15 protein-coding genes are annotated in these 14,936 nt (G+C 68.4%); 6 read left to right on the top strand and 9 right to left on the bottom strand.

Features of this window, described 5'->3' with window-relative positions:
* Positions 1 to 50: 50 nt before the first annotated feature.
* Positions 51 to 1,499 (bottom strand): alkaline phosphatase PhoX, encoded by a 1,449-nt coding sequence (locus AB0M15_RS27270; protein WP_363824287.1) that lies wholly within the window; start codon positions 1,497 to 1,499, stop codon positions 51 to 53.
* A 103-nt stretch (positions 1,500 to 1,602) separates the two neighbouring features.
* Positions 1,603 to 1,959 (bottom strand): hypothetical protein, encoded by a 357-nt coding sequence (locus AB0M15_RS27265; RefSeq protein WP_363824286.1) that lies wholly within the window; start codon positions 1,957 to 1,959, stop codon positions 1,603 to 1,605.
* A gap of 125 nt (positions 1,960 to 2,084) precedes the next feature.
* Here AB0M15_RS27265 and AB0M15_RS27260 point away from each other — a divergent pair, with 125 nt between their 5' ends.
* From AB0M15_RS27260 to AB0M15_RS27250, 3 genes are read left to right on the top strand one after another with little or no spacing between them, the layout of a single operon-like run.
* A complete protein-coding gene (locus AB0M15_RS27260) occupies positions 2,085 to 2,708 on the top strand; it encodes a VOC family protein (RefSeq protein WP_363824285.1) in 624 nt (207 codons plus the stop codon).
* 60 nt (positions 2,709 to 2,768) lie between these two features.
* Positions 2,769 to 3,209, top strand: a complete 441-nt coding sequence (locus AB0M15_RS27255) for a hypothetical protein (protein ID WP_363824284.1) — start codon at positions 2,769 to 2,771, stop codon at positions 3,207 to 3,209.
* Positions 3,210 to 3,229: 20 nt separating this feature from the next.
* Positions 3,230 to 4,105 carry a redoxin family protein gene (locus AB0M15_RS27250; RefSeq protein ID WP_363824283.1) on the top strand — a complete coding sequence of 292 codons (876 nt, stop codon included), beginning with the start codon at positions 3,230 to 3,232 and terminating at the stop codon, positions 4,103 to 4,105.
* Here the strand turns inward: AB0M15_RS27250 and AB0M15_RS27245 are convergent.
* The 4 genes from AB0M15_RS27245 to AB0M15_RS27230 form a co-directional block, all read right to left on the bottom strand.
* On the bottom strand, positions 4,102 to 4,818 hold the full coding sequence (locus AB0M15_RS27245) for an SDR family oxidoreductase (RefSeq protein WP_363824282.1): 717 nt from the start codon (positions 4,816 to 4,818) through the stop codon (positions 4,102 to 4,104). The genes AB0M15_RS27250 and AB0M15_RS27245 overlap by 4 nt on opposite strands.
* An 11-nt stretch (positions 4,819 to 4,829) precedes the next feature.
* Entirely contained in the window at positions 4,830 to 5,216 is a 387-nt protein-coding gene (locus AB0M15_RS27240) for a VOC family protein (RefSeq protein WP_363824281.1), read from the bottom strand.
* An 11-nt stretch (positions 5,217 to 5,227) separates the two neighbouring features.
* Entirely contained in the window at positions 5,228 to 5,653 is a 426-nt protein-coding gene (locus tag AB0M15_RS27235; RefSeq protein WP_363824280.1) for a VOC family protein, read from the bottom strand.
* Between the two features lie 83 nt (positions 5,654 to 5,736).
* Positions 5,737 to 8,475, bottom strand: a complete 2,739-nt coding sequence (locus AB0M15_RS27230) for an AAA family ATPase (protein WP_363824279.1) — start codon at positions 8,473 to 8,475, stop codon at positions 5,737 to 5,739.
* Positions 8,476 to 8,561: 86 nt separating this feature from the next.
* Between AB0M15_RS27230 and AB0M15_RS27225 the strand changes: the two genes are divergently transcribed.
* Positions 8,562 to 9,806: an MFS transporter gene (locus AB0M15_RS27225; RefSeq protein ID WP_363824278.1), complete on the top strand. Its 1,245-nt coding sequence runs from the start codon at positions 8,562 to 8,564 to the stop codon at positions 9,804 to 9,806.
* Positions 9,803 to 10,276 carry a helix-turn-helix domain-containing protein gene (locus AB0M15_RS27220; protein WP_363824277.1) on the top strand — a complete coding sequence of 158 codons (474 nt, stop codon included), beginning with the start codon at positions 9,803 to 9,805 and terminating at the stop codon, positions 10,274 to 10,276. The genes AB0M15_RS27225 and AB0M15_RS27220 overlap by 4 nt, the downstream gene beginning before the upstream one ends.
* Here the strand turns inward: AB0M15_RS27220 and AB0M15_RS27215 are convergent.
* Complete coding sequence (locus tag AB0M15_RS27215) at positions 10,263 to 11,102, bottom strand: helix-turn-helix transcriptional regulator (RefSeq protein WP_363824276.1); 840 nt, start codon at positions 11,100 to 11,102, stop codon at positions 10,263 to 10,265. The two genes, AB0M15_RS27220 and AB0M15_RS27215, sit on opposite strands and share 14 nt — an antisense overlap.
* A 153-nt stretch (positions 11,103 to 11,255) precedes the next feature.
* Between AB0M15_RS27215 and AB0M15_RS27210 the strand changes: the two genes are divergently transcribed.
* On the top strand, positions 11,256 to 11,723 hold the full coding sequence (locus tag AB0M15_RS27210; RefSeq protein ID WP_363824275.1) for a VOC family protein: 468 nt from the start codon (positions 11,256 to 11,258) through the stop codon (positions 11,721 to 11,723).
* On the opposite strand, the gene AB0M15_RS27205 is transcribed toward AB0M15_RS27210, so the two are convergent.
* Together AB0M15_RS27205 and AB0M15_RS27200 are read right to left on the bottom strand one after the other, a co-directional pair.
* Complete coding sequence (locus AB0M15_RS27205; RefSeq protein WP_363824274.1) at positions 11,724 to 13,145, bottom strand: DUF4832 domain-containing protein; 1,422 nt, start codon at positions 13,143 to 13,145, stop codon at positions 11,724 to 11,726. It lies immediately after the preceding gene.
* Between the two features lie 15 nt (positions 13,146 to 13,160).
* Positions 13,161 to 14,912 (bottom strand): DUF4832 domain-containing protein, encoded by a 1,752-nt coding sequence (locus AB0M15_RS27200; protein ID WP_363824273.1) that lies wholly within the window; start codon positions 14,910 to 14,912, stop codon positions 13,161 to 13,163.
* Between the last annotated feature and the right edge of the window lie 24 nt (positions 14,913 to 14,936).

Here is a 14,936-nt window from a genome sequence, read left to right as displayed (position 1 = left end):
CGGCAGCGCGCGGGTGCGCGCTGCCGGCCGGTCGACGAGTCAGCTCAGTCTCAGCCGAGGTAGTCGCGCCACGGGCCGGTGATGGCCAGCGTGATACCAGGGGTCTGGATGTTGACGAAGAGCACCTTGCCGTCCTCGGAGAAGGTCGGACCGGTGAACTCGGAGTCGTTGAGCATGTTGCGGGCGATCGCGTACGTCGGGCCGCCGGGGACCGAGCTGAGCACGTGGCTGCTGGCCAGGCCGTCCTCGGCCAGGATCAGCGAGCCCCACGGGGTGACCGTGACGTTGTCCGGCGCGTCGAAGTTGAAGTCGTCGTACCGGGCCGCGGCGCCCTTGTCGGCGGCCGGGTTGGCCGGGAAGTAGGTGACCAGCTGGATGGTCTGGTGCTTGTAGTTGTAGAACCAGATCATGCCCTCGTGCGGGACACCGTCGGCCGGGATGTCGGTGGTACCGATCTTGGCGAACGAGTTGACCACGTAGACGCCGTCGTGGGTGCCGTAGACGCCCTCGAACTTCTTGCCCCGGGTGACCTGGCCGTCGGTGAACTGCTTGCGGGTGGAGACCGAGACCGCGTCGCGGTCCGGTACCGGCACCCACGCGACCCGGAACGGACGCAGCAGCTGCGCCGAGGTCAGGTACGCGACGTCCGGGATCGGCTTGCCGTCGTCGTTCAGGATCGCCATCGCCTCGAGGGTGCCGAAGGTGACGTCCTGCAGGTCCTGCCAGCTGTCCTTGCCGAGCCGGTAGCCGGCCGGCGCGGTCCAGCGGTAGAACAATCCGTTCGGGTTGGAGGAGTCCTCGGACAGGTAGACGTGCTGCTTGTCGCGGTCGACCGCGACCGCCTCGTGGGCGAACCGCCCGAGCGCCTTCAGCGGCACCGGGTGCGCGGTCTTGCCGTCGCCCCAGACCTCGAAGACGTAGCCGTGGTCCTTCAGCCGGGTGGTGCCGTTGGCCTTGTTCTCGGTCTCCTCGCAGGTCCACCAGGTGCCCCACGGCGTCGGGCCGCCGGCGCAGTTGGTCAGGGTGCCGGAGATGCCGACCCACTCGCCGTGGTTGGTGCCGTCGCGGTCGACCGAGATGACGGTGCAGCCACCGGCCGAGCCGACGCCGGAGTCGTAGACGGTGCCCGGGATCTGCGGTACGCCGAGCGGGTCGTTGGCGCTGATCTCGTGGTTCTGGATCAGCGTGTACTGCTTGGTGCCGTTACCGAACACCGCGGTGCCGTCGTGCAGCGTCGGAGTCGGCTGGCCGCTCTTCAGCTTGGTCTCGCCGGCGTGCGTGACGACGGCGTACTTGAAGCCCGGGGGCAGCGCGAGCAGACCCTTGGGGTCGTCCATCAGCGGCGGGAACGGGCGGTTGGTCGGGAACGGCCGCGAGCCGCCTTCAGCGGGCTCGGGCGTCGCCTCGGCGAGCGAGGGGACGGCGCCGACGGCGGCGAAGCCGACACCCGTGGCGCCGACGGCGGCACCCCGGAGGACAGAACGACGGTCGAGAGACATGGTGGAACTCCTTGGATCCTGGACGTAGGAGCTGATCCTCACTGGCCAAGGCGAACAACAGCTGAACAGTCAGGAGGCCGAATGTTCTTGTTACCCGCCGGATTCAGCGTACGACGGAGCGTCGCCTCTCGAGACCCCGCCGATCCGGGGGAGGCATCCAGCTGGCCAGCAGGTCCCGGCGCGAGGGGAGTGGGTGCAGGCGCCGTACGTCGATCCGCTCGACCCGCTCGCGACGCAACCGGAGCATCGGCAGCGCGAGCCTGACCTGCTGGATCGCCATCGCGGGCGTCTGGCTCCGGGTGCGCAGGGTGAACTCGACGTCGCCGTGGATGAAGCAGAGGTCGGAGCGCAGCCGCATCGGCCAGGGCAGCCGGTGCCCGGCGTACCGGATCTCGTGCAACTCGGACGCCGACGCGGGCCAGCCCATCCGCACCTGGATCCGCACGACGTACCACCCCATACAGCCGATGATGCGCCTACAACATCCAGCACGCCAGTGCGATGACCGGGGGGTCGCACTGGTGCGAGAGTGGGGCTGGAGAGCGAGGGTGGTAGTCAGCAGTCCTACTCAGGAGGAAAAAGGCAATGAGCGATCTGAAGCTCGAAGCAGTGGTCATCCCGGTCACCGACGTGGATCGGGCGAAGGCGTTCTACGGCGATCTCGGCTGGCGGCTGGACGCCGACTTCGCGTTCGACAACGGTTTCCGGGTTGTGCAGTTCACGTCGCCGGGGTCGCCGGCGTCCGTTCAGTTCGGGTCGAAGATCACCTCGGCGCCGGCCGGTTCGGCCCAGGGGCTCTACCTGGTCGTCACCGACATCGAGGCCGCTCGCGAGGAGCTCCTCGCCAAGGGAGCCAAGGTCAGCGAGGTGTTCCACAGCGTGGCGCCCGGCGCCCAGTTCGCGGCGGACGGCGAAGGGCGGGAGAGTGGCCGGGCCGAGGACGCGGCCAGCTACGGCTCGTTCGCGACCTTCAGCGACCCCGACGGCAACACCTGGCTCCTGCAGGAGATCACGAAGCGCCTCCCCGGGCGGATCGACTCCGGTGAGACGACGTACGCCTCGGTGCAGGACGTCCAGGACGCCCTGATCCGGGCGGCCACCGCGCACGGCGAACACGAGAAGCGCACCGGCGAACACGATGAGCAGTGGCCCGCCTGGTACGCCGCCTACATGGTCGCCGAGCAGTCCGGCGGGGACCTGCCCGAGTAGCCATCCACAGGCAGTGGCGAGGTGGCCGTCCGGCCGCCTCGCCGCCGGTATGGTTCGACTATGGCGACAATTCGCTTCACCCAGAGCACCACCGCGACACCCGAGCAATTCATCGCCGGCCTCACCGACTTCGGCCCCGGCCGCGGCGAGCTGTTCGGCAACAGCACCGACGGCTACCTGAAGGTGCACAGCCAGAGCCCCGGCCATGCCGACGTCACCGAGGGCTCGAACGGGATCTGGGAGCGGCTGGCCTACGACTGGACCGACCCGCACCACATCGTGCTGAAGACGACCGAGTCCAACCTGTGGGGCCCGGGCTCCGGCCACGAGTACACGTTGACCGAGCGGCCCGACGGCAAGACCGACATCGCGGTCGTCGTCGACCGGGTCGGGATGGGTCTGAAGGGCAAGCTGCTGGGCGCACTGCTGACCGTCGGCGGGCAGCGGATCATCGGCAAGACGTTCGAGAAGACGCTCCGGGCGATCGAGCGCAGGGGCTGACTCCGGCTGGAAGGTTGGTCATGTTCGCAGGGATGCACATGCCGTCGTTCGATCGGGCCAGCGCCTGGCTGAACACAGGGCCGCTGGCCCTGGACCGGTTGCGCGGGCAAGTCGTGCTGGTTGATTTCTGGACCCTGACCTGCATCAACTGGCTGCGCACCGAGCCGTACGTCCGGGCCTGGTCGCGTGCCTACCGCGACGACGGGCTGGTGGTCGTCGGGGTGCACACGCCGGAGTTCGCCTTCGAGCATGAACTCGACCGGGTCCGGCTGGCGGTCGCGGAGCGGGAGATCGACTATCCCGTTGCCCTCGACAACGACTATGGGATCTGGACGGCTTTCGCCAACCACTACTGGCCGGCCCTGTACTTCGTGGACCGCGACGGCAAGATCCGGGATCATCACTTCGGCGAGGGTCGGTACGAGCAGTCCGAGCGCGTGATTCAGCAGTTGCTGGGGATCGAGCGTGAGCTTGTCTCCGTCTCGGGTGTGGGCGTCGAGGCGGAGGCCGACTGGGTCAACCTGCGGACTCCGGAGACGTACCTCGGCTACACCCGCGGTGAGCCGATCGACGGGCTGATCGGCGACTGGCGGGTGGAGCGGGAGTACGTCGTACTGGACAAGGCCGGTGGCAGCATCGCCTTCCCCTTCCACGCGAGGGATGCACATCTGGTTCTGTCGTCGCGGCGGAGCGACCCTATTCCGTTCCGGGTGCTCCTCGACGGACAGCCACCCGGCGCGTCCCACGGCGTCGATGTCGATGCCGAGGGCAACGGCTTGCTCGAGGCCGGCCGGATGTACCAGCTGATCCGGCAGGACGGGCCGGTGCGGGATCGTACGGTGGAGGTCACCTTCGCTGAAGCCGGTGCCGAGGCCTACGTCTTCACCTTCGGCTAAACGAGCTGCTGGCCGCCGTCGATGTCGTAAGTCGCGCCGGTCAAGGCGGTGTTGATCATCAGGTGAACGGCCAGGTTGGCGATGTCCTCCGGGCCGACGACCCGGCCGATCGGGAGCGTCGACCGGAGCTGTTCGCGCCGGGCGTCGAGCTGATCGCCGAGCAGCGTCGCCGACAGGGGAGTGTCGACGAAGCCAGCCGCGATCAGGTTGACCCGGATCGGGGCGAGTTCGACGGCGAGGTTCCTGGTCAGGGCAGGTCCGGCGGCGGTCAGCGCGCCGATGACGGACATGCCGGGGGCGCTGCGCCGGCCGCCGGTGCCACCCATGAAGAGCAGGGTTCCACCCGGGCGTACCTTGCCGATCGAGAGCTTGGCGATCTGGATCGGGAGCAGGAGATGCGACTCCAGGTCCTCGCGGGCCCGGTCGAGATCGAGTTCCGGCAGCGGAGCGTAGTACGGGCCCGGGCCGGTGACGAGGATGTGGTCGATCGGGGTCGGCAAGCCGGCGAAGAAGGTGTTGAGCTGGGCGAAGTCCGTGGCGTCGAAGGCGGCGGTCTCGGCGCCGAGCTCCTGGCCGGCCGCCGCCAGGCGCTCGGCGTTGCGGGCGGTGATGATCACCTTGGCGCCCTTGGCCCGCGCCAGCCGGGCGGTCTCCAGGCCGATACCCAGGCTGCCGCCGATCACCACAACCGTCTGGCCGTCCAGTTCGGTCATCACTGCTCCATTCACTGCGGGTCGGGGACGAACAGCTCGATCGCGATGCTGTCGGGGTCCTTGAGGTTGAGATGCAGGCCGAACGGGCTCTGCGCGATCTCCGAGCAGGTGACGCCGTCGGCGGTCAGCGTGCTGTGCCAGGCCTCCAGCTCGTCGCGGGTCGGGACCTGGAAGGCGACGTGGTCGAGGCCGATCCGGGCCGGGTCGAACGTGTCGTCCGCAGTACCGGGGTGGCCGCGGAGCGCGAGCATCACGCCAGGCCGGGCGAGGATGATCAGGGTGCCGTCGTCGGCGGCGAAGACCGTCTCGGAGCCGAGCAGGCGGTTGTAGAAACCGGCGCTGTACTGCGGGTCGCGCACGGTCAGCGACAGGTGTGAGATCGCATCGAGTGCGGGCATCACCACCTCCTTCATGGAGTTGCCACAATAGGCGCCTCCACGAGGATCCACCCGTTGCCATCCGGGTCCTTGAATTCCGCACAGGCGCACCCGCCGGGGAACTCGCTCACCGGCCCCACGGCCAGGCCGCAGCCCAGTAGCTGGTCTCGTGCCTCGGCGAGGTCGGTCACGCTGAGCAGCAGGCCGCGGGCCGAGCCCGGTACGGCCGAGCCGATCCCGTTGCCGGTCCCGTTGCCGGTTCCAGTGTCGATTCCGATGTCGATTCCGGTGCCGATCAGGATCGAGCAGGTGGAGCCGGGTGGGGTCAGCCGGACGATCCGGGCGTCAGCGCTGGGTGATCGGTCGGTGTCCAGCCGGAACCCCAGCGCCCGGTAGAAATGCCGGGCCCGGTCGACGTCCGCGACCGGCACGACGACCGCTGCGAGCTTGAAATCCACGGGTCCACTCCTTCGAACGCGCCTGCCTGCATCGTCGCGTCCGGCCGCGGTGCGTCGCGTCCGTGGAACACCCTGGTCTGTCGTCAGGCGGGGGAGCGGGCGAGTGCGCCGCGGAGTTGCCGCCGGGAGGTGATGCCGAGCTTGGAGTACGCCTTGCGCAGGTGCCACTCGACGGTCCGGTGGCTGATGAACAGCTGCGCCGCGATCTCCGGGTTCGTCAGGCCGTCCTGGGCCAGGCCGGCGATCTGGGCTTCCTGCGCGGTGAGGTCGTTCGCCGTCTCGGGTGAGCGTTTGCGCACGGTCTCACCCGTCGCGAGCAGTTCGTGCCGGGCACGCTCGGCGAATCCTCCGAGTCCCATCTCGATCAGCAGGTCGTGCGCCGAGCGGAGTTGCTCGCGGGCATCGACGCGACGACCCTCGCGGCGTAGCCATTCGCCGTACAGGAGCTTGGCGCGGGCGATCTCGACGCGCAGGTTGGTCCGGCTGAGGTGGTCGAGGGATTCGCGGTACGCCGCTTCGTCCGAGGTCAGCAAGGCGCGGACGCGACTCTCGATGCCGAGCCCCCAGGCGGTCGGGAGGGCGCCGGTGCGTTCGGTCAGCCAGGCGAGGGCGGTCTCGACGAGCTTCGTGTCGCCCGTCCGGGAGGCTGCCTCGGCGAACTCGCTCACCACCAGTACGCCGTAGCCGACGACGTCCTGCTCGAACACCTGGCGAGCGGCGTCGAGCGCGACGTCGTACCGGCCGAGGCCGTTGTGCAGGACCGCTTTCCCGTACGTCGCGAACGCCGCCATCCGGCCCTGATCGCGGGCCGTCGCCTCGCGGATGGTCGTGTCGATCAGGTGGGTCGCCGTCGCCTCGTTGCCACGGAACGCCTCGAGCATGAGGTTGCCGTACGCGACTTGCGGGTTGCCCGACGCGGCCGCGATCTGGCGATCCTCCTCGAGCAGTCCGGCGACGACGGCGAGCTCGCCGGTCAGGCACTGGAGGTTGGCGCGGAAGTTGAGCGCGAACTGCAGTTGCACCAGGGCGCCGGTCTGGCGAGCCAGCCGGTCCTGCCGGAGTGCGAGTTCGAGTGCGCCGTCGAAGTCCCAGACTTCGATGGCGATCGTGCCGCCGGCCCGGTTCCCGGCCAGCCAGAGCCAGCTGCTGACCTCGTCGGTGCCGATCTCGCTCTGGAGAGCCTGGGTGAGGGCTTGGGTCAGCAGTGGAGCGGCTGCTGGATACCCACTGGTGAAGCGCACCGCGAGGGCGTCGAGCAGCAGATCGGCCGGTCGGTCGGAGGCCGTGGCAGCCGGTACCGCGTTCGCCGTCTCCATCAGGATGGCCGGTGCCTCAGCCCCGGTGGACCACATCGCGGCCGACAGGGCTTCGAGGTAGGTCTCCCGTGCTTGGCTGGGATCGAGCGGTTCGAGTTGCCTGGCCGCTTTGAGCAGGAGCCTGGCAGCATCGCCGGCGTGCCCTTGGTCGAAGGCGATCTCTCCGCGCAGGCGCTCGATCTCGGCCGCTCGGAGCGGGTCGGGTGGTCCCGCGGCCGCGCTGCCGAGCAGTGTGAGTGCGCCGCGGAGCGCACCCGAACTGCGCATCACTCCGGCCGCCGAGAGGGCTCGTCTGGCTCTCAGGCTGGGCTCGGGTGTCAACGCGGCCGAGCGTTCGAGGAAGGCGGCTGCCGCGACGAGACCGCCGCAGCCGGCGGCCCGGTTCGCGGAGTTCTCGAGTTCGGCGGCGACCTCTTCGTCGGGTCGCGCTGTCGCCTGGGCGCGGTGCCACGCGCGTCGATCGGGATCGACCGCCGGGTCGGTCACGTCGGCCAGGGCCTGGTGCACGGCTTGCCGATCCTGCGGCGAAGCCATCCGGTACGCCGCTGAGCGCACCAGCGGGTGCCGGAACCGGATGTGCTGGCCGAAGCTGATCAGTCCCGACGCGATCGCGGCTGCTGCCGGGTCTGCGCCGAGGCCCAGTTGCTCGGCTGCGCGCCAGAGCAGGGTCGCGTCGCCGAGCGGTTCGGCGGCGGCCGTGAGGAGGAGCAGCCGGGTGTCGGCCGGGAGGGGTTCGAGGCGTAGTGCGAAACCTTCCTCGATCCGGCCGGCCAGACCGCCCGAGGTGAATCCGTCGGTGAGCTCGGCGGTTGTCCACGCGAGTGGCAGTTCGAGCAGTGCGAGCGGGTTGCCGCGGGTCTCGGCGACGATCCGGTCGCGGACGCGCTGGTCGGCGAGCCCGGGCAGTACCGAGTCCAGCAGTGCCCGCGCGTCGTCGCCGTCGAGGCCGCGGATCTCCAGCTCGGGGAGGCCGGTCAGCTCATGCTCCTCACCGTCGCGGACGGAGAAGATCATCACCACAGACTCGGCCTCCAGCCGCCGGGCGACGAAGGCGAGCACCTGCGCCGATACCCGGTCCAGCCACTGTGCGTCATCGACGACGCACAGGACCGGATGCTGCTGGTCGGCCGCGTCGCTGAGCAGGTTGAGGACAGCCAGGCCGACCAGGAACCGGTCGGGCGCTGGTCCGGTCACCAGTCCGAACGCAATACCGAGAGCGTCGCGCTGGGGGCCGGGCAGATGGTCGAGCCGGCTCAGGAACGGGTGACAGATCTGCTGCAGTCCGGCGTACGCAAGCTCCATCTCGGACTCGACGCCCGCCGCCCGGGCGACCTGGCATCGCTTGCCCCGGGCGACGAACGCATCGAGCAAGGCCGACTTGCCGACGCCGGCTTCGCCGCGCAGTACCAGCACGCCGGCCCGCCCGGCCCGCGCACCGTCGACCACGCCGTCCAGTACAGCGTTCTCCTGCCGGCGCCCCCGCAGCTCACGGTCTCCGATAGCCACGAGGCCAGGCTCGCACAGAATCCGGCGCCAGTGTGACCGGTGTCACCCGAGAAGCTGGATTGCAACTTGATATTCAGGTGTTGTGGATGGACATGACCACACTCGAACTGCCTGTTGTGACCGCTCGGGAACCACGGACGTTGAGCCGGAAGGCGAGCTTCTGGACGGCGGCGGTCGTCGCGGGGCTCAGCCTCTGGACGAGCGCGGCGCCGACTACGACGTACCCGCTGTATGCGAAGACCTGGCATCTGACGCCGACCGCGACGACGGCGATCTTCGCGGTCTATCCGATCGTGCTGGTGGTGTTCCTGCTGGTGTTCGGGCAGTTGTCCGACTACATCGGCCGGCGGACGACGATGCTGTACGGGCTCGGCGCGATGCTGGGTGGGGTGCTGCTGTTCGCGGTCGCTCCTTCGGTGGGCTGGGTGTATGCCGGGCGTGCGCTGATGGGGGTGGGCGTCGGGCTGGCGCTGGCTCCTGCGACGGCTGCCGCGGTGGAGTTCAGTGCTCGCGGGAAGGCTGCGCGGGCGTCGTCTGTGACTACTGCGGCAACGACAGTCGGCCTGTCGTTGGCGACGATCGTCGGGGGTGGGTTGATTCAGTACGGTCCGGCGCCGCGGCATCTGGACTTCTGGGTGCTGGTGGGTGTGATCGCGCTGGTGTTCCCGTTCGTGTGGGCGATGCCGCGGCACACCAAGGATGAGAGCCAGGGCCACTGGCGGCCGCGCCCGATCCGGGTGCCGAAGGGGATTCGCCTCCTGTACGCCGCTGCAGCGCTCGCCGTGACGACGTCGTTCGCGTTCGGCACCGTGTTCCTTGCCTTGGGTGCCCAACTCGCCCGCGACCTGATCGGCTCGACCAACATCTTCGTCACCGGCCTGGTACTCGCCATCCTGTCCGCGACGGGCGGCGTGACGGCGATCCTGACCCGTGGCATTCCGGCTGGGCGGCAGGTGCTCGTCGGTACCGGCTTCGTCGCTGCGGCGTTGACGCTGCTGGTGGTGTCGGCGCAGGCTCACTCGCTGCCGCTGTTCATCCTCACCAGCCTGCTTGGCGGAGTCAGCTACGGATTGCTGTTCTCCGGTGGGCTTGGACTCGTGGCAACTCACGCACCGGCGCATCACCGGGGTGGCACGGTTTCTGCGGTCTACTTGGTCGCGTACGTCGGCCAAGGGACGGTCGCGCTGTCGCTCGGAGCCATCGCCACCGCATCGGGTCTGAGCACGGCTTTGCTGCTCGGGGTCCTGGCGATCGGGGTGCTGACGGTTCTGGCGTTCGGAGTGGCTGGGCTGCTCGCAGTACGGGGCAATTTGGAGACGGAGGTCCGATGAAGACTGAGACGGCGCGGCCGACCTGCTCGATAGCCCGCACCCTGGAGGTGATCGGCGACCGCTGGTCCGTCCTGATCCTCCGCGAGGCCCACCGAGGCAACACCCGCTTCGCCGAGTTCAAGGAGATCCTCGGCATCGCCCCCAACATCCTCACCGCCAGGTTGCACACCTTGGTGGAAGCCGGCGTCCTCGAAAAGCGCGACTACCGCGCCGAAGGCGAACGCACCCGCTCCTCCTACCACCTGACCCAGGCAGGCAAGGACCTGAAGCTCACCCTCGCCGCCCTCCAGCAATGGGGCGACGTCTACGAACCCCGCGAAGACGGCCCCACCGTCCTCCGCCGCAACACCCGGACCGGCGAACTGGTCTCCGTCGGCTTCGTCGATGCCAACGGCAACGAAGTACCCGCTGAGGACGTAGCCTTCGAACCGGTCCCCGGCGGCCCCGCCGACCACCTCATCTGGCGTTGACGGTCGCTGCCCAACTGCTCAGCAGCTTGACCTTCTCCTCCGACGGCGAGCCGGTGGCGGCGGTGTAGATGATCAGCGACAACTGAGGGTCGCCAGGTGGTACCAGGGACTCGTAGTTGATCTCCATCTCACCGACAGCGTCGTGGTGGAACCGCTTGGTCCCGTGCGTGTGCTGGAACACCTTGTACTCCGACCAGCAGCGGTCGAACTCGGCCGACTCCGCTCGCAACCCGTCGACCAGCCGGGTCAGCGCGGCGTCCGGGGTCCGCGGCTTGACGGCTGCCCGCAGGATCGCCACCATCTGCGCGGCCACCTCGGCCCAGTCTGGGTAGACGATGCGAGCCTTCGGGTTGAGGAACATCCAGCGTGCCATGTTCCGCTCGGCGGCCGGCATCGAGTCGAAGTCGTCGATCAGCACGCTGCCCATCCGGTTGATCGCGACCACCTCCAGCCGCGGCCCGTGGATGATCGCGGGGACCGGGTCGAGGGCGGCCAGCATCATCTGCGTGGCGACCCTTGCCTTGGGCACCTTCGTACCCGCCTCCGGCCCACCCGTCGCGGGCCGCGCCAGGTCGTACAGGTGCCTGCGCTCCAGGTCGTCCAGCCGGAGGGCGTCGGCGACGGCGGCCAGTACCTGCTCGGACACGTTCCGCGCGCGCCCCTGCTCCAGCCGGGTGTAGTAGTCGGCGCTGACCCCCGCGAGCACGGCGACCTCTTCCCGCCGCAGGCCGTTCACCCGCCGGGAATCGCCGTTCCACGGCAACCCCACGTCGGGCGGCGTCAGCTGGGCCCGACGGGACCGGAGGAAATCACTGAGCTCAGTCATCGTGCATCCATTGTGCGCGACGCCCGCCGGCGGTGGCGACGGTCTGGGTAGGTCTGCCAGACCTGGTCTGAGCGGTGCCAGTCAGTGTCTTCAACGAGATCGGTCCGGCGGCTTGGCTTGGGGCATCCAACCGATTCGATCTGGAGTGACCTCATGCCGATGCCGACCAACCCACCGAAGAATCCAGCCAGCCCGTTCGCCTCGTTCGGCGGGCATCACGTCGGGGTCCGGGTGCCGGACTACCAGGCGGCCAAGGAGTGGTACACGGAGAAACTCGACTTCCGGGTGCTGCAGGAGTGGCCGTACGGCGAGCTGAAGCTGGCCTATCTCAGCCCCGCGAACGATGACGACTTCCACCTCGAGTTGCTCGCCGGGCCGATCCCGTTCCCGAAGGAGCCGACCGACGACCTGGCGGTCAGCCTGCAGTACGGCGGCTACCAGCACATCTGCCTGCACGTGGACAGCGTCGACGCCACCGTCGCCGAACTGGCTCGCCGAGGAGTGGAGCTCGTCGGCGAGCCGTTCGAGATCGACGACATCAGTCGCCGGCTGGCGTTCTTCCGTGATCCGTGGGGCAACATGATCGAGCTGTCCGAGATGCTGCCCGGCGCGGGCGCCTGATCACCGCCGGCTGACTGTGACCGTCTGGCCGAGGTCGTTGGCGCCGGTGGCCGGCTGCCAGGTGCCCTGGTTGGCCAGCTGGATCGAGTACTCCGGCCGGTTGGCGAGCTGCGGATCGGAGATCTTCAGCAACAGCTTGTACTTGCCGGGTACCGCCGGCGCGTGGACCTGCTGCTCGAGCGTCGTCGTGGTGGCGGCGGCCCAACGCCTCGGGTCGGTCGGCAGCGTGACGGCGTAGGAGTGCCGGTCGCCCTGGAAGATCAGTTCGACCTTCTTCGGGTTGTACGGGGTTGCCCAGCCGTCGTTGCGGATGTTCAGGGTGATGGAGAGCTTGGCGTGCGGGCGGGTTGTGTTGGGGTAGGTGCCGTTCAGGAGGGTGAAGCGGTAGCCGAGCTTCTGCTTCGTGGTGGTGATACCGGTGTCGCCCCAGGTGTTCAGAACGTCGTGGTTGTAGTCGGTGTTCAAGAAGGAGAAGTGCTGTTCGGCCATCTCGGCGGAGGCCGACGGCCAGTCGGAGCGGGGAGAGTTGACGGCGCAGGTCTCGCCACCCTGGGGCAGGTACTTGCTGTCCTGCGCGACGAAGTCCTTGTCTAGCTGGATCGGGTCGCTGAGGTAGGTGCCGAAGTCGTCGGGACTGGCCAGGAAGCAGTCGTTGTGGTGGCCGATTCGGGCGACGGGGGTGCCGTTGTAGGCCTGGGCGGCGGTCAGGGCGCCGGCGGTGCCGGTGGGTACGCCGTACGTGCGTTGCTTCATATACGGGGTGCGCACCTGGATCATCCGGTCGCGGGGGAGTGCTTTGAGCAGCGCGTCCGAGACGGCCTTGCGGTCGGTCCAGTTCTGGTCGGTGACGATGCTTGGGTCTGCGGGGTCGGAGAAGTGGTCGGTGTAGTAACCCTCGCCCCAGAGGCCGATGAAGCCTTCCTGGACCAATTCGATGACGTCGGAGTTCTGGCGCAGGATCGGGGTCAGTTGGTTGATGTGCTTGAGGACGCGGGGCAGCGGCGCGTCGCCGTACGGCGTAGGTGGTGGCCAGCCTTCGCCGGGGAGGGCGTAGGCGAAGCGGACGATCGCCTTGACGCCGGCGGCGCGGATGGTGGCGAAGTCGGCGCGGACCTTGTCCAGGTAGGCCTTGTCGAGCTTGTCCTGGCCGGAGAACTTCTCCAGGTAGAAGACGCGGAGGATCTGCGTGATGTTCTCCTGCGTGCGGAAGTTGCGCAGGGTCGTCTGGTCGAGCGGCGTGTACCCGGTGCCGTCGGCGTAGTAGTGCGTCTCGGTGTGGTGGTAGAAACCGCGCTCGGGGTTGGCGATCACGCCGGTGGAGGCGGTGTAGGTGCGGGTGGTGGTTCCATTGCCATGGGCAACGGCGACCTGGGTCGGCAGGGCCAGACTCATGAGAGCGATGGCGGCTAGCAGCCGTTTCACGGTGGACTCCTTGGGCTAGCTGACGGTGATGGTGCGGAGGAGCGAGTTCATCCCGGTCGCCGGCTCCCAGGTGGACTGGTTGGCGAAGCGGACGGAGTACTCGGGGCGGCCGGACAGCTGCAGGTCGGGGACATTGAGGAGCAGGGCATATGAGCCGACCGGCAGACTGGCGGGGATGGTGAGCGTCTGCGAGATCGTGGTGGTCGCGCCGGCGGTCCACCTGCGCGGGTCGGTGCTCAGGGCCAGGGCTGTGATGGCGCCGCTGGAGGTGTTACGTAGTACGAGCTGGACGTTGTGTGGGTTGTACGGCGTCGCGAAGCCGTTGTTTTGCAGGGTGATAGAGATGGGGAGGCTGCCGCCTCGGGTGGCGGTCGTCGGGAGAGTCGCGGTCTGCAGGGTGAAGCGGTAGCCGAGGCGCTTGGTGATGTCGGCGAGGCAGCCGCCGGTGTTCCACGAGTTGAGGACGGTCGGCTCGTAGTCGGTGTTGATGAAGGACCAGTGGAACTGTGCGAGCTCGCTCAAAGCCGTCGGGCAGCTCGACCGCGGCGGGTTCGATCCACAGGTCTCGCCACCCATCGCGACGTACGTCGTGTCGGACTGCAAGTAGGGATATTCGACCGAGGTGTTCTGGTATGTCCCGAAGTCGTCCGGGCTGGCCAGGAAGCAGTCGTTGTGGTGCCCGAGTCGCGACAGCGCCGAGCCGTTGTAGGCCGAGCCGGCCGCCACCGGGCTGGTCGAGTACATCGTCCGCTTCATCGCAGGCGTCCGGAGCTGGACCATCCGGTCGGACGGCAGCACGCTGAGGATCTTGTCGACGACGGCTTTGCGGTTGGCCCAGTCGGTCGAGCTGACCGTGCCGGCGTTGCCGAAGTTCTGCGTGTAGTACCACTCACCCCACGCGCCGATGAAGCCTGCCTGCATGACCGCGATGACGTCCTTGTTGCTGCTCAGGTACGGCGCCAGCTGGTTCAAGTGAGACTGGACTCGGCTCAGCGGCGCATCGTCGCCGGCGGTCGAGGTCGTGTAGGCGAACCGAAGAACCATCTTGAGGCCCGCGGCCCGGACGGTGTCGAGCTGCTGCTGGAGCTGATCCAGTGCCGACTGCGCGATCGCCGAGTTCTTGTACTCCGCGAGGTAGAACACGCACATCACCAGCGAAATCCCCTGGCTGGTCCGGTAGCTCTGCAGCGTCGCCAGCGAGAAGTCGGTCTTGTCGCAGTCTCCGGTGTGGTGATAGAGCCCGCGCTCGGGGTTGGCGAAGTTGTCGGTCGATGCGGTGTACGAAACGTCGCCAGTACCACCGCCGCCGCTGTAGACGTGCGTGTACTTCGCCGAAGTCTCCAACGGGCTCTCGACCTGGAAGACGAGATCGGCGTCGTTCGGAGTCGCGGTCTCACCGATGCTGGAGCGATTCACCGTCCACCGGGCGACTCCGCCAGTGTTGGAGAAGGTGACCGCCCCGACCAGCGTCCAGCTCCAACCGCCGCCGTTGTGGTGGTACAGGCTGCCGTTCTCCAGCAGGTAGTCGGCGCCGACCCCGCCGGTCGCAAAGCCGGTCGATGCACTCCGATCCGTGTCGATGTAGGTCCGCGCGTACGTCGGTGCGCCGGTGAAGCCGAACTGGTACGTCACCGTCGTCGCGGTGTTGGTCGCGGACTGGCCGCTGATCGTGGCGTAGGCGGGAGTCGTGATGGCAAGGGCGGCGAGCAGGCTGCCGGCGATCAGGCTTCTGGCGAGAACGGCGGCGAGCGTTTTCAGAGACCTCATGGGCGGTAGGTCCTCCTGGTAGAG

It is taken from the genome of Kribbella sp. NPDC051718, from assembly GCF_040681515.1.
GTDB lineage: Bacteria > Actinomycetota > Actinomycetes > Propionibacteriales > Kribbellaceae > Kribbella.
The sequence above is the reverse complement of the archived record's forward strand: the minus strand, read 5'-3'. Positions and strand labels throughout refer to the sequence as shown.